General features: G+C 47.0%; 20 protein-coding genes and 1 pseudogene. 19 read left to right on the top strand and 2 right to left on the bottom strand.

Annotated elements, in window-relative coordinates; genetic code table 11:
* Positions 1 to 170: 170 nt before the first annotated feature.
* The 5 genes from P156_RS0103075 to P156_RS0103050 all read left to right on the top strand — a co-directional run bounded on the left by P156_RS0103075 (position 171) and on the right by P156_RS0103050 (position 5,549).
* The gene (locus P156_RS0103075; protein ID WP_027868893.1) at positions 171 to 1,916 is read left to right on the top strand and encodes a DUF262 domain-containing protein; all 1,746 of its coding nucleotides are present in this window, start codon (positions 171 to 173) and stop codon (positions 1,914 to 1,916) included.
* A gap of 95 nt (positions 1,917 to 2,011) precedes the next feature.
* Positions 2,012 to 2,695: a hypothetical protein gene (locus P156_RS0103070; RefSeq protein WP_027868892.1), complete on the top strand. Its 684-nt coding sequence runs from the start codon at positions 2,012 to 2,014 to the stop codon at positions 2,693 to 2,695.
* 437 nt (positions 2,696 to 3,132) lie between these two features.
* On the top strand, positions 3,133 to 3,534 hold the full coding sequence (locus P156_RS0103065; RefSeq protein WP_027868891.1) for a helix-turn-helix domain-containing protein: 402 nt from the start codon (positions 3,133 to 3,135) through the stop codon (positions 3,532 to 3,534).
* Positions 3,527 to 4,360, top strand: coding sequence for an ImmA/IrrE family metallo-endopeptidase (locus P156_RS0103060; protein WP_027868890.1), 834 nt, complete (start codon positions 3,527 to 3,529; stop codon positions 4,358 to 4,360). The genes P156_RS0103065 and P156_RS0103060 overlap by 8 nt, the downstream gene beginning before the upstream one ends.
* A gap of 652 nt (positions 4,361 to 5,012) precedes the next feature.
* Positions 5,013 to 5,549 (top strand): sigma-70 region 4 domain-containing protein, encoded by a 537-nt coding sequence (locus P156_RS0103050; protein ID WP_027868888.1) that lies wholly within the window; start codon positions 5,013 to 5,015, stop codon positions 5,547 to 5,549.
* Positions 5,550 to 5,645: 96 nt separating this feature from the next.
* Here the strand turns inward: P156_RS0103050 and P156_RS0103045 are convergent, their stop codons facing one another.
* A complete protein-coding gene (locus P156_RS0103045) occupies positions 5,646 to 6,941 on the bottom strand; it encodes a DUF4041 domain-containing protein (RefSeq protein WP_027868887.1) in 1,296 nt (431 codons plus the stop codon).
* 191 nt (positions 6,942 to 7,132) lie between these two features.
* Between P156_RS0103045 and P156_RS11340 the strand changes: the two genes are divergently transcribed.
* The 7 genes from P156_RS11340 (at position 7,133) to P156_RS0103005 (ending at position 13,006) form a co-directional block, all read left to right on the top strand.
* The gene (locus P156_RS11340) at positions 7,133 to 7,483 is read left to right on the top strand and encodes a DUF4406 domain-containing protein (RefSeq protein ID WP_242838688.1); all 351 of its coding nucleotides are present in this window, start codon (positions 7,133 to 7,135) and stop codon (positions 7,481 to 7,483) included.
* Entirely contained in the window at positions 7,480 to 9,963 is a 2,484-nt protein-coding gene (locus P156_RS12655; RefSeq protein WP_051600555.1) for a YfjI family protein, read from the top strand. Before P156_RS11340 ends, P156_RS12655 begins: the two co-directional genes overlap by 4 nt.
* A gap of 262 nt (positions 9,964 to 10,225) precedes the next feature.
* Positions 10,226 to 10,531 (top strand): VRR-NUC domain-containing protein, encoded by a 306-nt coding sequence (locus tag P156_RS0103025; protein ID WP_027868886.1) that lies wholly within the window; start codon positions 10,226 to 10,228, stop codon positions 10,529 to 10,531.
* On the top strand, positions 10,512 to 11,894 hold the full coding sequence (locus tag P156_RS0103020; protein ID WP_027868885.1) for a DEAD/DEAH box helicase: 1,383 nt from the start codon (positions 10,512 to 10,514) through the stop codon (positions 11,892 to 11,894). The genes P156_RS0103025 and P156_RS0103020 overlap by 20 nt, the downstream gene beginning before the upstream one ends.
* Positions 11,891 to 12,295, top strand: coding sequence for a hypothetical protein (locus P156_RS0103015; protein WP_027868884.1), 405 nt, complete (start codon positions 11,891 to 11,893; stop codon positions 12,293 to 12,295). Before P156_RS0103020 ends, P156_RS0103015 begins: the two co-directional genes overlap by 4 nt.
* 103 nt (positions 12,296 to 12,398) lie before the next feature.
* The gene (locus tag P156_RS0103010) at positions 12,399 to 12,626 is read left to right on the top strand and encodes a DUF3310 domain-containing protein (RefSeq protein WP_081818421.1); all 228 of its coding nucleotides are present in this window, start codon (positions 12,399 to 12,401) and stop codon (positions 12,624 to 12,626) included.
* Positions 12,626 to 13,006, top strand: coding sequence for an HNH endonuclease (locus P156_RS0103005; RefSeq protein WP_027868882.1), 381 nt, complete (start codon positions 12,626 to 12,628; stop codon positions 13,004 to 13,006). The genes P156_RS0103010 and P156_RS0103005 overlap by 1 nt, the downstream gene beginning before the upstream one ends.
* Positions 13,007 to 13,025: 19 nt before the next feature.
* Here the strand turns inward: P156_RS0103005 and P156_RS0103000 are convergent, their stop codons facing one another.
* The gene (locus tag P156_RS0103000) at positions 13,026 to 13,229 is read right to left on the bottom strand and encodes a hypothetical protein (RefSeq protein ID WP_034802139.1); all 204 of its coding nucleotides are present in this window, start codon (positions 13,227 to 13,229) and stop codon (positions 13,026 to 13,028) included.
* Positions 13,230 to 13,476: 247 nt separating this feature from the next.
* Between P156_RS0103000 and P156_RS0102995 the strand changes: the two genes are divergently transcribed.
* The 7 genes and pseudogenes from P156_RS0102995 (at position 13,477) to P156_RS0102965 (ending at position 18,564) form a co-directional block, all read left to right on the top strand.
* Complete coding sequence (locus tag P156_RS0102995; protein ID WP_027868880.1) at positions 13,477 to 14,022, top strand: P27 family phage terminase small subunit; 546 nt, start codon at positions 13,477 to 13,479, stop codon at positions 14,020 to 14,022.
* A 153-nt stretch (positions 14,023 to 14,175) separates the two neighbouring features.
* Entirely contained in the window at positions 14,176 to 14,838 is a 663-nt protein-coding gene (locus P156_RS0102990; protein ID WP_027868879.1) for an LIM domain-containing protein, read from the top strand.
* A gap of 75 nt (positions 14,839 to 14,913) precedes the next feature.
* Positions 14,914 to 16,170, top strand: coding sequence for a site-specific DNA-methyltransferase (locus P156_RS0102985; protein WP_027868878.1), 1,257 nt, complete (start codon positions 14,914 to 14,916; stop codon positions 16,168 to 16,170).
* Between the two features lie 77 nt (positions 16,171 to 16,247).
* Positions 16,248 to 16,757, top strand: coding sequence for a hypothetical protein (locus P156_RS0102980; RefSeq protein ID WP_027868877.1), 510 nt, complete (start codon positions 16,248 to 16,250; stop codon positions 16,755 to 16,757).
* Positions 16,758 to 16,821: 64 nt separating this feature from the next.
* Positions 16,822 to 17,640: a hypothetical protein gene (locus P156_RS0102975; protein WP_027868876.1), complete on the top strand. Its 819-nt coding sequence runs from the start codon at positions 16,822 to 16,824 to the stop codon at positions 17,638 to 17,640.
* Positions 17,616 to 17,831, top strand: a pseudogene (locus tag P156_RS13510) (DUF4314 domain-containing protein); the annotation flags it as partial. The gene P156_RS0102975 and the pseudogene P156_RS13510, both read left to right, overlap by 25 nt.
* A 277-nt stretch (positions 17,832 to 18,108) precedes the next feature.
* Positions 18,109 to 18,564, top strand: coding sequence for a hypothetical protein (locus tag P156_RS0102965; protein WP_027868875.1), 456 nt, complete (start codon positions 18,109 to 18,111; stop codon positions 18,562 to 18,564).
* The last annotated feature ends 21 nt before the right edge of the window (positions 18,565 to 18,585 follow it).

Genomic DNA, 18,585 nt, shown 5'->3' with positions numbered 1-18,585 from the left:
TAAATTTGCTGCAAATAAATTTGGTCTACACATAGAGCATGATCTATTTGGTAGCTTGAGTTGTTTCACCCCCGTTTGAATATTAAGCTTTGGTAACTGCAATCATGGAGAAAACGGAAATACTCACGGAGCAGAAAGAGGAAGAATTTATTAAAGAGAGGGTTATATAAATGTCTAAATTGGGAATAGAACAAAAAACAGTAAAGCAATTATTGGGGGATAATAAGGCTGATTTCCTGATCCCGGATTATCAGAGACCTTATGCCTGGGAAGAAAAAGAGTGTAGAACTCTTTGGGACGATATTTTTGCATTTGCATTTCCAGAAAATGATTGTGATAAATTCGACCGTCATAACGATGAGTATTTCCTTGGTCCTATCGTAACATTTATAAACGAGGACAATAAACAAGAGGTAATCGATGGCCAGCAAAGGCTGACTACACTTATGTTATTGCTGCGTGCTTTCTATGAACGGTACAGCAATATGAAGGATCAACTGTCGGAAACGACACGTAAGAATATCGAGCAGTGCATCTGGAAGACCGATGAATTCGACAACCCTGATAAGAATGAGCTGAAGATCGACTCTGAAGTCGCGACAGACAAGGACAAGCAGGAGTTCCTGGACATCCTTAAAACAGGTGTTGCAGGTGATCAACAAAAGAGCAAGTACGCTGACAACTATAGATTCTTCCAGGAGAAGATCAATAAGTTCCTGGAAGAGTATCCCAGCTATTTCGCACACCTTCCGATCCGCATCTTGAATAACTGTATTCTTCTTCCGATCGAAGCAGAATCTCAGGATACGGCGCTCAGAATCTTCTCGACACTGAATGATAGAGGCAAGCCGCTTTCCGACTCAGATATTTTTAAGGCCCAGTTCTATAAGTTCTATAGCGGCATGGGAAGAAAAGATGAGTTTATCGAACGGTGGAAAAAGCTCGAGGAGGATTGTGAGAAGATCTATCATCCTATTGTGGGAACGCCGATGGATGAAGCGTTCACAAAATATATGTACTACGAGCGTGCAAAGCAGGGTAATAAATCATCGACAACAGAGGCTCTGCGTAAATTCTATGAGAGAAATTCATATGCACTGCTAAAATGCGAAGAGACATTCGAGAATATTATCGATCTTACGGCCTTCTGGACAGATGTTGAAAATCAGAATGTGGATCGGTTCTCAGATCGGATCCTGCGGAGGCTTTTCGTATTGAACTACGCACCAAACGGAATGTGGACATATTTCCTGTCGGTATATTATCTTACAAATCGTGACGCCGAAGGAAACCTCGATGAAGATAAGTTCTATGATTTCTTGAATAAGATGACGGCATTCATCTGGGCGTATGCAGTAACGAACCCTGGCGTGAATGCACTGCGTACTCCAGTTTATGCGGAGATGGTTAATATCGTGAATGGTGATCCGGTTGAGTTTAAGGGCTTCAAATTCGATATGCAGCCAGTCACGAATGCCTTTAACAATTATGTGTTCAGCAATAATCGTGCGATCACAAAGTCGATGATTACATGGTGGGCATTTAATGATCCAGATCAAGAACTGCTGTCACTTGAGACCAAGTATGAAATCGAACATATTTTTGCAAAGAAGCGGCAAGAGAATGAAAACTCCCTGGCGAATCCAAGAAATCTGGAAGCCCTGGGTAATAAGGCGTTGCTTGAGAAAAAGATCAATATTCGAGCATCCGATTACAAATTCCAGGATAAAGTAAAATATTATACGGGTTTTGAGAATTCTAGAAAGCAATGGAAGGACGGTACAAAGATCAAAGAGCTGCAGGATATGGCGAAGAACTGTAGTGATTTCGATGAGACCGACATTGTGCAGAGAACAACAAAAATCATCTTTGATTTTACTGCCTTTATGAAAGATAATGGGTTGATCGTTGAATAAAGAGAGGTTTTGGAGAGATCATAGGATGTCGCCAAATATGTTGTTATTCTGAAGAGTGTAATAGGATTACTAATTTTAACGAAAGGGCTTTTGGTATGAAAGAATATGATATGACTCTTGAGTTTCCAGTAACAATTGGCCTCAGCAATGGGAATGGAGGGGACGTCTCGGTGAAGATTGATATCTCCGAGGAAGAGTTTGATCTACTCGTTGATACTTATAACGTAGATGATGATATAAATGACAACGAGGATCTTGATGACCTTTGTAAAAGAATAGTTACGGCAGCAATCGATAATTATGAGTGGGAATACGGAAGTAATGAAGAAGATGCGGAAAACGCACATTATTTCATTTCATTTCCGAAAGAAGTAATAGAAGAAGTAGATTCGCTCGATGAGGCCGAAGATGAACGATGTCTCAAAGACATAGATGATATAACAGAAGATGAGCTAATAGATGTTGACGCCTTGGTTCATGCCTTTGAAGTGTATTTAATAGAAAATAGAGGATACTCAAAGGGTGAGGCAGAAATTGCTGCATCAGATATGCGAGATCCATATAATGCCCCATACATTTATCAGGAGTATGAAGGGGATCTTCATTTTGATGCTGTTAAATATCAGGTCAGATATTGCAAAACTAATTTCATGATGTGTGGTTTATTCGAGCTCGCAGATTTGGAACCCTTTGAGTTCTATATGTTGATTGATACAACTTCTATGCCTGATGAAACAGTTGGCTCGTATACGCGTGCTCCAAAGAAATACTATCTTTAAAGCGGGTGATTCACCATGAAGATATATGTCAGCGTTACAGATTATGATTGGTTTGCTTTGTTGAAAGATCAGAGCTGTAATGAAGTCGATTTCTAGCCCCGAGGCGTTGGTAAAAGCAACAGAGCGATCAGTGATAATGAACTGTTTTTCTTCAAGCTTTCAGCGCCTCGTAACTATGTCGTTGGAAGAGTGAAGCCTGTGGGAGATCTTGCAGGCTATTATTTATTGGAATCAACTGATTATTCTACACTGCATCTAACGTATTGAAAATGAGGGTTGGTGGAAAACCATCCGGGGTACCACGACGATAGATTGACGATACCGGAGAGCTGCTTCACCTTTTTCTATGCGCTAAAGGTTGACTGTGTTACGCAGATATGATATAATTACGCCAGATAGCGTAAAACGCCGCTGTCGGTCGAAAGGAGAATAATTCAATGAAAGAGCAAAACATGACCTTTGGTCAGTTTATCCGGAAGAAAAGGCTGGATTCGCCTAACGATTTAACGCTACGGGAGGTATCAGAGAAGCTTGGTATCTCTTTGACCATGTATAGCGACATCGAGAAGGACAGACGTACGCCATCGGATAACTTCGATTATGAAGCATTGGCTGACGAATTAGGTCTAGATGCAGCAGAAAAAGCTCTGATGTACGATTTGGCGGCAAGAAGGAAGAGGACGGTGCCTTCTGATATTGAGGACATCATGATGTATTCGGAGTCCGGTAATCTTGCTCGTATGGCTCTTCGTATGACTAACGAGGGTACAGCCAACGAGGATGATTGGAAGACCTTTATACGAGAATTAGAACGAAAGCGAGGTAAAGGTAGTGATTAGATTTAACTGTAAACGTCGGCACAAGGATGGGACACCGATCGTTAGGGATCTTGATGTGATTGTTTTTGCGGAGACAATCCTGGCAGATTATAGACCTGAGCTTCTCGAGTATCCTGGTAGGATCGATGGACTTCACTTTATCGAAAAGTATCTGAAAGCCAACCTCGATTTTCAGGACATCTTCTACGAGGAAGATGAGAGCCCGATTGCGGGGGCTACCGTATTTAATGATGAAGGTGTTCGTGTCTTTGACCGGGAGGGTCAGTGTGTCAAGGAGATAGCCGTAGAGGCTGACACTGTGATCATTGACAACTCCACCTTGAAAGCAGGGAGAGAAGGGTTTGCACTCTTCACAGAGTTGCACGAGGCTGGTCACTTCCTGATGCATCCGGAGGTGTACAAGAGGGACCCGTACCAGTTGTCTTTTTTCGATTATGGGCATGGTTTTGCCGCAAGAAGCGTGGTCATGTGCAAAAGATCATCCATGACACACCAGGGACGGTTAACAACCCAGGAGGACTTCAGGGAACATCAAGCTAATGTGTTCGCAGCAGCGCTGGAGATGCCGCGGAATGCATTCCGCAAGGAAACAATTCGCCTTATCAAGGAATACGACATCGGAAGGAATCTCAATACGGTCATGGTCATGCCTGATGACTTCGACTTTGATTTCGAACTTGGATGTGGGGATATCATAAGGAGAGTGTCTGATGCTTTCGGAGCATCACGTAGTGCAACGGAGATACAGATGAAAAGACTGGGATTACTTATGACGGAGGATCAGTACGTAAACAGACACAATATACTGATTGATAGAGCCTTCTAATACTTTATAATACGGTAGCCTGCTGCTATAACAGGTGGCAGGCTGTTTTTTTTATCGGCGATTACGCAAAATGGCGTAAAAGCAGAAAAAGGAGGAGCGTTCATGAGGGGTAAATATAACAAGCATCTCGTTTGCCCGTGGTGCGGTAAGGGCGAGACACTGGTTGACGGAACGGCGAAGCTTACAATATCGGTTCAATGCTCAAAATGCAGGAAGGTGTATATCGGAGATCTATACACACTAAAAACGGAAAGAAGCACGGCCCAGAAGAGATTGGGTCGAAGGAAATAAGTCTTACTGACTGACCGCCGGGGCAATAGCCACCATTATGGCCGGAGTAGGGTTGTGTTTGCGCAATCTATACTCCGGCCTTTTGTGTTCTGAACATCGAGATGGCGTCTTTGTAGAGAGGCGCGATCTGGGTGCTCAAGCACTCGAAGTAACAATCTAAATCTCATTTAGTCCGAGTGGCCATCAGGACGATGGGACGCATAAGGAAACTTAGACCGCTGCAGAAAGGCAGCGATAGAAGTGGAGATGCTCTCACCGTTTATTTCCTGTGCCATTTTTCGGATGTCAGGCCTGTGATCATCTTCCTCGCGGGTTTTTCTTGTGTCCCACCGTCCTTGGTCCCGGACGGAAAGGACACGCTATGAAGATTCAATTACGTTATGACACCACATTCCAGACCATCGTACTAGACGCAGAGGAGGCAAGAGGGCTTTGGCTGTCGATCGGCCCTGAGACAGACGAAGAGATGACTGAGGAAGAGTTTGAGAAACGTGTACAAGCGGCAGTTGATGAGGAGTTCAACAAACCGGAGTACAACAACTGGCACAAGTTTAATCGTCATAGGGGCTACAGCAAGGACACGCCAGGTAGGGACGATACTGATGAGGAAATGGATTTCTCGGAGCCTCTAATGGACGAGGTACGGGATCGATGCATCTTCCTGAAGGACGAGATCGATCGTGAGAGAAACATGGCGTATGAAGCGGACTGCCAATGGATCAGGGAAACTCTGGCGAAGAAACCTGACTGGGCGGACATGTTCATCGCTATCCGTCTGGATGACGAAAGCATCAAGAGCTATGCTGCCAGGACTGGAATGAGCGAGAACTCTGTCAGCCAGAAGCTCAAACGTGCTGCAAGAAAACTGAAAGAAAACTGGGATAAACGTCAGATTTGATCTGTTGATCTGATCAACGAAGAGAGCGAAAGGCCCCTCGAGGCGTCCAACCTATTATGTGTAGGACTGCCCGAGGGGCTTCAGGCCGCTCGGATCCTAAAGTGGCATATTATCACGTTCTCTAAGTTTCAGCGATTCTCTGTATTGTTCAGCATCTGCAACCTTATTGAATTCGACCAGCTTGTTATGATTTTCCTTTACGACTTTCTCGATTTCATCAAGACTAACTTTAAAGAATTCCTTCCTGTTATTCATCATGTTCACTTTTCGGTCCGCAAATGCCCTATGAAGTGCTGTTTCTAAGGCCGGAGCATCATCAGAAAAAATCATCGCATGGACATCGAACCTGAATGGAACGGATGCATCTCCGAGTTCATCTACTCGGTCTTGGGGATCAAGTCTACGAGTCATTCCGATTTTGTAAATCCCCTCGCCGAATGATCCGATATTAGAAATGACATATACATAGCCGGCTTTTTTGTTAGCCTCTCTGTAATCGATATCTTTTAAGTTGGTGTCGATCTTATCGAGAGTTTCATCAATTTCCTGGAGCTTCTGAAGAATCGCAGGCTTTTCTTGATCACTCGCTGTTTCTAGTTGTTTGAGCAATTGCTCTTTTGCATTTGTGTAGTGCTTCTGCTCCTTCTTAATACTCTTTCTTTTCTCCTCGATTTCTTTCTGTAATCTAGCAAGCTCACGTTCTTCTTCTCGGGCGGCTCTCATGGCCTCCTTTTCCTCTTGTTTAATCGTGTTGTACTCATGAACAAGGAACAGCTCATCAATTTTTAAATTTAGATATTCATCTGTTACAGATATCTGATTTCTGGCATTCAATTTATCAAGCGCATCCGCACACTTATGGATACGATCAAGAATTCGATCGATGTTGTTAAACTTTGCCTTTGATATCAGTACATCACATTCGTTATTAAATGCACGTAAGTACATTTTCATATTATCATTGTTCATTGCCGTTCCTTTGGATCTACTTCCATCCAGAGTCCAGGAATTAGAATAATTCAGTGCGCGCTTATTTTTTATCAGTGCTTTTTGGTGTGCCCGATTCTCTTTAATCCGTTCTTTGTATTCATCGGAGTTCATGCACTTATACTTAGGTTCATACAGGCCAAAATCCATCATTTCGATCTCCAAATCTAAATCAGAAATAATAGATCTCTTTGTTTTTATTTCTTCTCCCAAAACATCAATAGTATGGCGTGTGTCCTCAAGTTCTTTATTAACGCCAGCAAGAATCGCCCTTTGCTGTACAATCTCTGTCTTTATTCCAAAAAGGTCTTTTCCTCCAAGACTCTCAAGCTGCTGAGATAGCTTTGCATTTTCTGCCTCTAATTGTCCGATTCTTTCAAGTTCCTTTTTATTAAAGAGTCCCATATCCTCATAGCTCCTTTAGTTATGAATATCAACTATAAGGACATTATAACACAAATATTATTCTCGGACACAACGACATAAGAAAAAGAGCCGGGAAAGCAAAAAAACGTGGATAAGCGTCAGATTTAACCCTCTGCCAAGGCTACCTCACAAAGGGGTAGTCTTAACTATTTTCAGAGGAGGTGGAAGATATGGCAAATAACAAAAGAACATACCGCCCGCTTGTGTACATCTGCAGTCCGCTGTCTGGTGATGTGGAGGGCAACATGGAGAAGGTGCGCCGGTACTGCAGGTTCGCACTGGAGCAGGGAATGATCCCGCTGGCACCGCAGCTTATGTATCCGCAGTTCATGGATGATCGGGATCTGGAGGAACGAAATCTTGCCATCTACATGGATATGGTACTCATGGGCAAATGCCGAGAGCTCTGGGTCTTTGGGGAAGTTATCTCGGAGGGTATGCGTATAGAGATCACAAGAGCGAAGAAGCGCAGGCAGCCGATCAGGTACTTCAATGAGCAGTGTCAGGAGGTGATGGTTTGAGGGAACTAAGGATTGCCTACGGAAAGAAGAGTAACGCGAAAGTCTGGAAGAACGCTACTATCACCTGGGATGCGCTGTGTGAGAAGCTGAGGACAACGATTAAAACGAATGAAACGGCAGAAGAGTACCGAAGCATGAGACGGGCGGAGAAGGATGCGGTCAAGGATAAAGGTGGGTTTGTAGGGGGCTACCTCAGGGACGGTCGCAGGCTTTCGCAGAACGTGGAGTGCAGGTCGTTTCTCACGCTGGATGCAGATGAGGCAGAGCCCTGCTTCCTAGAGCATTTTGCGGAGCATTGCAAGCACGCGGCGGCGATCTACACCACTCATGGGAGCACGCCGCAAGATCCTCGAGTCCGGATCATCGTCCCGTTCGAAAAGGACATCTCTCCGGACTGTTATGTCGCGGTGGCAAGATACTATGCTGCAGAGTGGGGGATCGACCAGTTTGATGATTGTTCCTTTCGCGTCAATCAGCTGATGTTCTGGCCGACCACGCCTGCTGATGTGGAGTATGTCTGTAAAGTCATTCCCGGGCCGTTCCTGAACGCGATGGAGTACCTGGAGCAGCACCCGAACTGGAGGGACTGCTCCATGCTCCCGGCATCAAGTAGGGAGCAGGCGGTGCGCGTGTCGGACGGCAGGAAGCAGGAGGATCCTCTTTCAAAGGATGGGACGGTCGGTGCTTTCTGCCGGACGTACACGATCCAGGAGACTATCAGAAAGTTCCTGGGAAGTGTCTATGCAGAGTCTACGGTAGAAGGCCGCTACGACTATATTCCTGGTGAGGGGAGCGCGGGAGTGGTCGTCTATGATGACAAATATTGCTACTCCCACCATGCTACCGATCCTGCTGGGGGAAGACTTCTGAATGCCTTTGATCTTGTTAGGGTGCACAGATTCGGGGAAGAGGATGAAAAGACTTCTTTCCTGAAGATGTGCGGTCTTGCGGAAAGCGATGAGCTGGTCTGCGAAACGATCCAGCAGGAAAAGCTCGCAGAGGCGCAGAAGGAGTTCGAGTCTTTCACTGAATCCGGGGAAGAGCCGATACCGTTTGGGAAATACAGCATTGAGGCATTTCCGGTAGATGCGCTACCACTGGACATCGCAGATTACATCTGTGCTGTAGCGGAAAGCACCCAGACTCCTGTAGACATGGCGGGAACTGCCGTCCTGTCCCTCATATCGGTGTGTATTCAGGGGAAATACGTCGTTCAGGGGAAGCCTGACTGGATCGAGCCGCTTAACACGTTCACGAACATCATAGCAAGTCCGTCAGAGAGAAAATCTGCTGTGCTGCATGCGATCGTCTCCCCAGCAGATGACTATGAGGTTCAATTTAACCAGCGCCATGCCGGAGAAGTGGAGAGCAGCAAAATGCAAAAGCGTATCCTGGAACGTCGGCAAAAGTCCGTAGAAGACATGGTGGCAAAGGGAAAAGCACAGCCGGATGAGATAAGGAAGATCGCTGATGAAATCGCGGCCTATAAGGTCAGGAAGCCTCTTCGGCTCTATGTGGACGATATTACGACAGAAAAACTGGTATCCGTCATGGCATCCAATGATGGACGTGCAGCGCTCATATCAAGCGAGGGCGGCATCTTTGACACGCTTGCCGGTATCTATACACGGAATGTCAATATCGACGTCATGCTGAAAGGTTACTCCGGAGACACCATAAGGATGGACCGTATCGGCCGGGAAAGTGAAAGCATCATGCATCCTGCGCTCACCATCCTGCTGATGACGCAGCCGAAGGTGGTCTCGGATGTCCTGAGCAACAAGACATTTCGGGGGCGGGGATTGACAGCGCGTTTCCTCTATTGCCTGCCGACTTCTACGGTCGGCGAGCGGAAGTTCCAGAGTAGGTCGGTATCTGAGCAGATTTACCGCAGATATGAGAGCAAGATCATCAATATGCTGGAGGAAGAGTACCCTGCGGAACCTGAGGTCATCGCTCTATCTACGAGCGCATCGACACTTTTGACAGCCTTTGCGGAGGAGCTCGAGCCGAAGCTGAAAAAGGATTATACCGAGATATCTGATTGGGCCGGAAAGCTTGTGGGAAACACGCTCCGGATCGCAGGACTGCTATGCAGAGCTAGTGTTTACCGGTCGGAGGATTTCCTGCGGGACCATGAGTATCTGGTCGTGGATGAAAAGACGATGTCGAATGCGATCAGGCTCGGGCGATACTTCCTGAGCCATGCCCTGGCCGTATACGATGTGGTTCCTGAGTCGGCCATGTATAAGCAGGCAGACCTCATCCTGCAGAAAATAAGGGAAAAAGGGATGAAGGAGTTCGATCGCAGGAAAGCAATGAGAGCATGTCGCACCTTCAAGACTGCGGCAGAGATCCAACCCATCCTGGATTTCCTCGACGATTATGGTTACATCATTCGGCAGCCGGAAAAGACATATACGGCAGGCAGACCACCACTCCCGAAATATGTTACCCACCCGTCCGTTTTGTCCGAATAGTACAGGTGATATGGTATAAATTCGGGACTGCACAACCGTTGGGAACAGTGGATTTCAGGGTTTTGTCACATTGTCACACATCCCTATATATAAACAAAATAAAGTATATATTTATTTATATTAATTTGTATATATAACTTTATATATCTATAGGGTAGTGACAATAGGACAATACTCTTGAACGCCCATGGGACAAGGCTTTTCGTGTCTGAGAGAGTTGTGTTTTGCATTGGACTGGCAAGACAAAAGGAGGAGAACACAGATGAGCGCTTTACGCGAAAGAGATATTGAGAAGAAACTGGTGCGAGAGGTCAGGGCTGCCGACGGTCTTGCTCTCAAGTTCATCAGCCCCGGATGTAGCGGAGTGCCGGACAGGATCGTGCTGCTGCCTGGAGGAAGGATGTGCTTTGCAGAGCTCAAGGCACCAGGGAGGAAGATGCGGCCTCTGCAGATGCGGAGAAAGGAAATGCTGGAGGCACTTGGATTTCAGGTCTTCTGTATCGACAGCATGGAAGGCATAACGGACATGATGAAGGAGGTGATGCCGAGTGAAGTTCAAACCACATGATTATCAGAAGTATGCGACCGAGTTTATTAAGACCCATCCGCAGTCAGCGATTCTCCTGGATATGGGTCTTGGCAAGACCAGCATCACGTTGACAGCGCTTTCGGATCTTCTCTTTGACAGCTTCGAAATCAGGAAGGTGCTTGTCATCGCGCCGGTCCGCGTGGCGAAGTTCTCCTGGCCGGATGAGATCGTGAAATGGGATCATCTGCAGCACTTGACCTATGCTGTTGCTGTGGGGACGCCGGCACAGAGACTATCTGCCCTCAGAGCCTGCGCGGACATCACCATCGTCAACCGGGAAAACGTCTGCTGGCTGGTGGAGGACAGCGGGGTAGCGTTCGACTATGACTGCATTGTGATTGATGAGCTGAGCAGTTTTAAGAATCACCAGGCTAAACGCTTCAAGGCCCTGCTGAAGGTACGCCCAAAGGTGAAACGTGTCATCGCGTTAACCGGCACACCTGCGTCAAACGGTCTGATGGATCTTTGGGCAGAGTTCAGGCTGATCGATCTTGGGGAGAGGCTTGGAAGATATATCACCAGATACCGGGAAGCGTACTTCAGGCCGGACAAGACCAATGGCATGATCGTGTATTCCTACAAGCCTCTTCCAGGAGCTGAGGAAGCCATCTACAAGCGTATCAGTGACATCACGATCAGCATGCGCGCAGAAGATCATATTTCCATGCCTGAGCGTATTTTGACCACATGCCTGGTCAACTTATCGGAGGAGGAGGAAAAACGCTATAAGAGGCTGAAAAACGATCTTTTGCTGACTCTTCCGGAAGGGGAGATCACAGCGGCAAGTGCTGCGGCCCTCACATCTAAGCTCTCTCAGCTGGCAAACGGAGCGATCTACACAGACGACGGCAGCGTGCTCCCGGTGCACGACAGGAAATTGGATGCACTGGAGGACATCATTGAGGCGGCAGGCGGAAAGCCTATCCTGGTATGCTACTGGTTTAGGCATGACCGCATAAGGATCGAGAAACGTCTTGCCAAGATCCACGTGAAGTATGCGGGACTTGAGCAGGATGCCGGGATGCGAGAATGGAATGCGGGAAAGCTACCGGTCGGCCTGATACATCCTGCATCTGCCGGACACGGGCTGAACCTGCAAAGCGGCGGGAGCACGATCGTGTGGTTTGGGAGCACGTGGTCGCTGGAACTCTACCAGCAAACCAACGCACGTCTCTGGCGACAAGGTCAGAGGGCGAGAACCGTGGTGATCATGCACATCGTGGCAAAGGGGACCGTCGACGAGAGGATCCTGAAGGTGCTTGAGAAAAAAGACGATACGCAGTCGGCGCTGATCGAAGCAGTGAAGGCAGAGATTGGGGATGTTAGGGAGGTGATACAATGACAGCAAAAGAATATTTGAACCAGGCGTTCATAGCAGACGTTGCCATCAACAGCAAGCTGGAACATCTTGAAAGACTCAACGCGCTGGCGGAAAAGGCAACGACAACATTCAGCTTAGTCCCTTTCACTGGAACCCCTGACCCGCATCGAAGGGAAGACATCATAGCAAAGATCGTGGATCTGGAAAATCGGATCAATGCGGAGATGTCGCAGCTACTTGATCTAAAGGCGGAGATCATGACTGTTGTTTCTGAGGTTGAAAATCCAGAGCAGAGGATAGTCTTGGAGAAGAGATACCTGGAATTTAAGAAGTGGGAGGTGATTGCTTCTGAGATGCACCGGAGCCTTCGCTCTGTTTACCGGCTTCATGGGGAAGCGCTAAAAAAAGTTCGAATTTTTTAAAGTTGGCAGTCTCTGGCACTACCATGCATGCTGTTTCTGTGATATAGTTATACTAAGAAAAATACCCCGGAGGACTAACAATCCTTCCGGGGTTTTGTCATGAATGGAGAGAACGATGGATTACGATAACGTGAATCGTCCGGCGCATTATACGGACGGCTCGATTGAGGTCATAGACTTCATTGAGGATAAGAAACTGGGGTACCACCTCGGCAATGCTGTGAAATACATCAGCCGGGCTGGAAAGAAAGATCCAGAAAAGACGGCAGAGGACCTCCGGAAAGCTGTGTGGTATCTGAATCGTTACATCGAGAAGCTGGAGGATAGCTAATGCCATACAAACCAAAGCATCCGTGTGCGTACCCAGGCTGCCCAGAGCTTGTGGAAGCAGGCCAAAGGTTCTGCCGGGAGCACGCGAAGGAAGAAGCAAAGACCTACGAGAAGTACGGACGAGACAAATCTGTACGCCGTAGGTACGGGAGAGCGTGGACACGTATCCGCGCACGGTACGTGAAGGAGCATCCCTTCTGTGAGGAGTGCTTCAAACGAGGCGTGCTTGTTCCGGTTGAAGAAGTCCACCACATTATTCCGCTGGCAGAAGGTGGGTCACATGATCCGGACAATCTGATATCCCTGTGCAAGTCGTGTCACTCCCGCATCCATGCGAAGCGGGGTGACCGATGGGGAAATAAAAAAGGGACCACAGATTAAATGCAGTCCCCTTGTGGCGTTAGCTTAATTCAGCAAAGTCCATCGCCTCTTCGAGGGAAAGGTCAAAGCGAGCACCAGCGACAGCGATGTTGTAGTAAGGATCTACAATCATGAAACCAAGCTGGTTATCGAGTGACCAGTTCTTTGCACGGGACTTACGCAGCTGATAGCCCTGCCTGTACAGGTGTCTTCTAAGACGTTGTTCGATTGACTTGTTATTCATACGTGACGCTCCTTTCAGTAACGAAGTAATAGCTTCCTTACCGAGCCTCACCAAACCATGCCATACCAAGCCATGCAAAGCCTTACCCTGTACAGACATTATAGTCCGAAGATTGAAAACTGACAATTATTTTTGACGGGAGGGGCGGTAGAAATCTCTGGAGGCAGGGCCTTCCGGGAACGGTGCCGGCCCTCCGTGTGTGCAAAAGGCGAAATCAAAAGGGTATTTAAGGGAGGCGGCGAAAAAGATGCCAACAAAATCGAATAATACGGGCGGCCGGGGAGGTAAAAGACCCGGTGCTGGCCGTAAAAAGAAGGCCGCCAGTGAGAAGGCGGCAAACGGAAACCCGGGAGGAAGGCCGATTCAGGTCCTAGATATCCCGGATATGGAAGGCGTGGAGATGCCAAAGCCACATGATTTTCTATCTGCAGATCAGAGGGATGGAAATCCGCTGCAGGCAAAGGAAATCTATGAAGACACATGGGAGTGGCTGAAGAAGCTCGGGTGCGCCGGAATGATCTCACCGCAGATGATTGAACGATATGCCATGTGCTCTGCCCGGTGGATTCAGTGTGAGGAGATTACCAATAAGCTGGGGTTCCTCAGTAAGCATCCGACCACACAGAAACCGATTCCATCGCCATTTGTGAACATCGGGATCAACTATATGAATCAGGCGAACCGGCTCTGGAACGAGATCTTTCAGATCGTCAAGGAAAACTGCAGCACGGACTTTACCGGTCCGAACCCGCAGGACGATCTGATGGAGCGCTTGCTGCGCTCAAGGGAGTAACAAAGAGAATCGTCTGAATTAGTAGGTCCCTTTGTAAATGCAGATTTGGATGATCCTTACTTAGCAAGAAATGTAATACGAACATACACTTCATGTGGATTATGTGATATAATCAATTTGTAATGTATTGGATTGAAGAAAGAGAGGCAAACTATGAAGAAGAGGAATCCGTTACTTGTTGGACTTCTTATTATTGCAGTTTTTTGTTTATGTGGCTGCGCAAAGAAGTGTGAGAACTGCGGCAAAGAAATAGAAAAAGATAAGGAAATAGAAATCGAAGGAAACTACTATGGGGCAGAGTGCGTCGAGTATTGCGCTGAGTGTAAAAGTCCTGCAGTGAAGGGTAGTGGTGCGTTCCTCACATACAAAGGTGCTCGATACTGCAAAGACTGTTTTGCTAAAAAGGCATACCCGGTCGTATTAGAAGATAATAAACACCTGAGTGTGTCAATAACTGGATATAATGATGAAGATGGAATGATTACGGTAGTGATCAAAAATAAGAGTAAAGATGAAATATCGTCGTATCAGCAGGGAGAGTCTGCTGTCATGGATGGTGGCACAAAATGCATTGCTGAAACAGATGGTACACACAGCTTTGCCTATTTAACGGTACCTGCAAAAGAAGAATTGACAGCATTTTGTTCATTCAGGAAAAGCGCAGAAGAATTTGATAAGATAATAAAATTATCAGAGGGGCATACCTTTGAGTTCGGTATGACGGCATACAACAGTGATACCAGTGCGAAAAAATATTGGGATACGACCTATAAGGTCAAACTGACACCAGATATGTTCGGATACGTAGCAAAATAAAACAGAATTGTACATCTTACAAAGCGCCTTTGGTTAAGCCAGAGGCGTTTTTATATGCAACAAAGAGAGGTGGCTATGAATACAACAAAGAAGATGGAGCTTGTCGATATCGGCAAGCTTGTTCCATATGTGAATAATGCTAGAACGCACTCGCCGGAGCAGATAATGAAACTCAGAGCCTCTCTCCGGGAGTTTGGATTCATCAATCCCGTCATCATTGACAATGGATACAATGTGCTGGCAGGCCACGGGAGGATCGCTGCTGCTAAGGAAGAGGGGATCAAGAAAGTTCCTTGCGTCTTTGCAGAACATCTGACCGAGGCACAGAGAAAGGCCTATATCCTAGCTGACAACCGTATGGCGATGGATGCCGGATGGGACGAGGAACTTCTCCGGGCAGAGATAGAGGCACTGGAGGAAATGGACTATGATCCGATGCTCACCGGGTTCGATGAAAAGGAACTGGCTGATCTGTTTGGTGCCGGAGATGATGATGATGTCGAGGATGATGATTTTGATCTTAATGCTGCCTTGGAAAAGGCAACTTTTGTAGAGCGCGGCGATATCTGGACGGTCGGGCGCCACCGCCTCATGTGCGGTGATGCTACGAGCAGTGAGGACGTTGATGCTCTGATGGACGGGAAGACAGCAAATCTGATCCTCACAGACCCCCCTTATGGCGTATCGTTTAAAAGCAGCTCTGGGCTCACTATTCAAAACGATAGCATCAAGGGGAGTGAGTTTTACCAATTCCTTCTCGGAGCATTTGAAAATATGCGGGAGCATCTTGAAAAAGGTGGGAGCATGTATTGTTTCCACGCTGATACAGAAGGACTTACTTTCCGGCAGGCGTTTATCGATGCTGGTTTTCATTTGGCCGGGGTTTGCATCTGGGTGAAGAATTCCCTGGTGCTGGGCCGGTCCGACTACCAGTGGCAGCACGAGCCGGTGCTGTACGGGTTCCTGAAAGATGGAAAGCATAGGTGGTATTCCGACAGGAAGCAGACAACAATTTGGAATTTCGACAAGCCGAAGAGAAATGCGGATCATCCAACCAGCAAGCCACTGGATTTGTTAGCGTATCCGATCAAGAATTCCACGCAGGAGAATGCGATCGTGATGGATACCTTTGGCGGCAGTGGATCCACCATGATGGCGTGCGAGGCCATGAACCGCATCTGTCATATGATGGAGCTGGACGAGAAGTACGCATCGGTCATCCTTCGCCGGTATGTCGAGGATACAGGTGATTCAGAAAATGTCTGGTGCGAGAGAAACGGCCAGAGAGTCATGTTTGTTGATGTGGTGAAAAAGGTACGCGAAACAGATTAAAAAGGACTTGCTATTCCTCCAATTGTACGGCTATATATGTACGAACGCCATATGTACAGAGGACGATTGGAGGGAAAATGAGAGCAGAAGACATGTTTAAGAAGTACAAGGAAATGTGTAAACAGTTGTCAATGACGGCCTATGAAATATCACATTTCACGGGAATTAGCCAGGAGGATGTAATCGACGTACTTAATTTTGCCCATAATGACGACGGGATAAAAAGTAAAAATTCAATATCGCGTAGAACGGAGACAATCGCGCTCATATCTGAAGAAGTCGTGGGAAAAGAAAATAAGAGATGGCTTAATTTCTTACTTGACCGATACAAAAAGCTGGATGACGAGATCTGCTTTTTCGAATACTGTATCCGGCAAATGGGGGAAAAGAAAGCAGATATCCTCTTTGAAATGCTTGATGGTGAACTGACATGGAACCAAATCGCTGATCAGTATGATGTCTCCAGATCTCTTCTCGGTGTATATAGAAAACAGGCTATCAAAGAAATCAACCGATGCTACGAAATGCGGGAAGAGCAGAAAGCATTGTATTGGGCTGAAATAGATAAGTCAGAAAGTGAAAATTAGTACTTGCTATTTATGGCGTTTAGAGTGATGTATATAACACACCGAAACGAAAGGAGAAACGATCATGAAAGCAAGATGCACATTACCAAACAGAAAAGACCTGGTGACAGCCCTGGAAAAGCACCTGGGTGTAAAGGAAGAATACAAGGGAGCACCAACCTTCGACTACGTGATAGGCCCTTACCGGATCAACAGGGAAGGGATCTTAGAAGCGGAAGATGAGGAAGTGGACGAGGGCCTTCTTAGAGAGCTCATCGCAAAGGGGGCTATCGAGGATGTGTTTACAGATCCAGAGAGCATTGAAATCAGTATTCCGATTGCAAACCATAATGGGAAAAGCCTGATGAACATTGTCTTCCGGATCCATTCCAAAGATGAGCTTCTTTCCAAGATCTGCGGGAGAAAGGGAGCCTTCAAAATCTCGCAGACTTTTATCGCTGAACTCGATGCCCTGCGGCCAAAGTGGACAGATGAGTTCATGGAGATCCTGGAAAGCTGCGGCGGCAACGAGATCAATTCAGGAATTGTCTTTACCAAAGAGAAGGTGATCTTCACGGGATTCCAAGCCACGGACAAGCCCGGCGTTGTTGATGCATATATGAGACTCGTCGAGCTGATCAGCAGGGAAGCGGTAGCAAAGAAAAGGATCCGGCCAGAGAGGATCGGGCTCCCGGAAAACGAGAAATACGCATTCAGAAACTGGCTGGTGACAGCGGGGATGAATGGAGAAGAGTATAAGGCGGCAAGGGCCATCTTACTTCGAAATCTTTCTGGAAATACTGCTTTTCGAACCAAGAAGCAGGCAGATGCCCAGAAAACGAAATGGGAAAAGATCAGACGCGAAAGGAGGGAGCAGGAATGTTCGGAGTTTCACGTACTGTAGTCGAAAAGTTGAAAGAAGATTACCCGGCCGGGACAAGGATTGCACTTGAGAGGATGGAAGATCCACAAGCTCCTCCGGTAGGAACAGAAGGTACCGTGACTGGTGTTGACGACATCGGGAGCATCATGGTGAACTGGGATAACGGGAGCACGCTGAATGTGATCTATGGAGAGGACATGGTTCGGAAAATCTGCCCAATCTGTGGTAAGTCACTGACGGAGCATCCGGCACTTTCCAGACGGGATAACAAGACATTGATCTGTCCTAACTGCGGGACCAGGGAGGCGCTTGCAGACTATGGGATTGACATCCATGACCAGGAAGAAATCCTTGCTGCGATTAACCGGTTGTCAGACAAATAGTATCGAATAAAGAACAATCTATCTGCGAAATATGACTTGCTATTATGTGCTTTTAGAGCGAATATACACACAAGCCAAAGAACACATACCCAAGGAGGAGAGCAAAATGATGAACACATATTTCGCAGAGATGGAGAGAATCGGAAAAGAGTACGAAGAGGAAAAGGCAAAGTGGGAACAGGAAAAGAAAGACATCCTCAAGGAAAAGGGCTGGGACAGCGAAGAGTACAAAGCCTGGAAGGAAAGCAACAAGGAGATCGAATTCCCCTTCACAGGAGGTCAGATGAAGGCCTACAGAGCCTGCAGACACAGCGAGGAACAAGGCCTCGAAAACGTGATCATGGACGACTTCCTTTGGGACAAAGAGGTTACGGATTTCGCAGACACCCTCAGAGCAGCGGGGATCGAGAGATTCATTTACACCAACCAGTCCACAGCGGTGATGGAGAACATCCACGGGCTGATCGCAAACGGCTGCAAGATGGAAGGCCCGGTCACCTTCGAGAAAGACAGCTGGATGGGGAAGGAAACCATCCTGGGCCTGGCCTTCACAACCAGATAAGAAAACAGCAGGACAAGGGCT

It is taken from the genome of Eubacterium sp. AB3007, from assembly GCF_000688015.1.
Taxonomy (GTDB): domain Bacteria; phylum Bacillota; class Clostridia; order Peptostreptococcales; family Anaerovoracaceae; genus Aminicella.
The sequence above is the reverse complement of the archived record's forward strand: the minus strand, read 5'-3'. Positions and strand labels throughout refer to the sequence as shown.

Coding starts and splice junctions, on each gene's coding strand:
- P156_RS0102980 (WP_027868877.1), top strand. CDS start 16,248: ATGAGAGCAGAAGACATGTTTAAGAAGTACAAGGAAATGTGTAAACAG.
- P156_RS0103010 (WP_081818421.1), top strand. CDS start 12,399: ATGGAGAGAACGATGGATTACGATAACGTGAATCGTCCGGCGCATTAT.
- P156_RS0103065 (WP_027868891.1), top strand. CDS start 3,133: ATGAAAGAGCAAAACATGACCTTTGGTCAGTTTATCCGGAAGAAAAGG.
- P156_RS0103015 (WP_027868884.1), top strand. CDS start 11,891: ATGACAGCAAAAGAATATTTGAACCAGGCGTTCATAGCAGACGTTGCC.
- P156_RS0103000 (WP_034802139.1), bottom strand. CDS start 13,229: ATGAATAACAAGTCAATCGAACAACGTCTTAGAAGACACCTGTACAGG.
- P156_RS0102985 (WP_027868878.1), top strand. CDS start 14,914: ATGAATACAACAAAGAAGATGGAGCTTGTCGATATCGGCAAGCTTGTT.
- P156_RS11340 (WP_242838688.1), top strand. CDS start 7,133: ATGGCAAATAACAAAAGAACATACCGCCCGCTTGTGTACATCTGCAGT.
- P156_RS0103050 (WP_027868888.1), top strand. CDS start 5,013: ATGAAGATTCAATTACGTTATGACACCACATTCCAGACCATCGTACTA.
- P156_RS0102975 (WP_027868876.1), top strand. CDS start 16,822: ATGAAAGCAAGATGCACATTACCAAACAGAAAAGACCTGGTGACAGCC.
- P156_RS0103045 (WP_027868887.1), bottom strand. CDS start 6,941: ATGGGACTCTTTAATAAAAAGGAACTTGAAAGAATCGGACAATTAGAG.
- P156_RS0102965 (WP_027868875.1), top strand. CDS start 18,109: ATGATGAACACATATTTCGCAGAGATGGAGAGAATCGGAAAAGAGTAC.
- P156_RS0103075 (WP_027868893.1), top strand. CDS start 171: ATGTCTAAATTGGGAATAGAACAAAAAACAGTAAAGCAATTATTGGGG.
- P156_RS0103070 (WP_027868892.1), top strand. CDS start 2,012: ATGAAAGAATATGATATGACTCTTGAGTTTCCAGTAACAATTGGCCTC.
- P156_RS0103005 (WP_027868882.1), top strand. CDS start 12,626: ATGCCATACAAACCAAAGCATCCGTGTGCGTACCCAGGCTGCCCAGAG.
- P156_RS0102990 (WP_027868879.1), top strand. CDS start 14,176: ATGAAGAAGAGGAATCCGTTACTTGTTGGACTTCTTATTATTGCAGTT.
- P156_RS0103025 (WP_027868886.1), top strand. CDS start 10,226: ATGAGCGCTTTACGCGAAAGAGATATTGAGAAGAAACTGGTGCGAGAG.
- P156_RS0102995 (WP_027868880.1), top strand. CDS start 13,477: ATGCCAACAAAATCGAATAATACGGGCGGCCGGGGAGGTAAAAGACCC.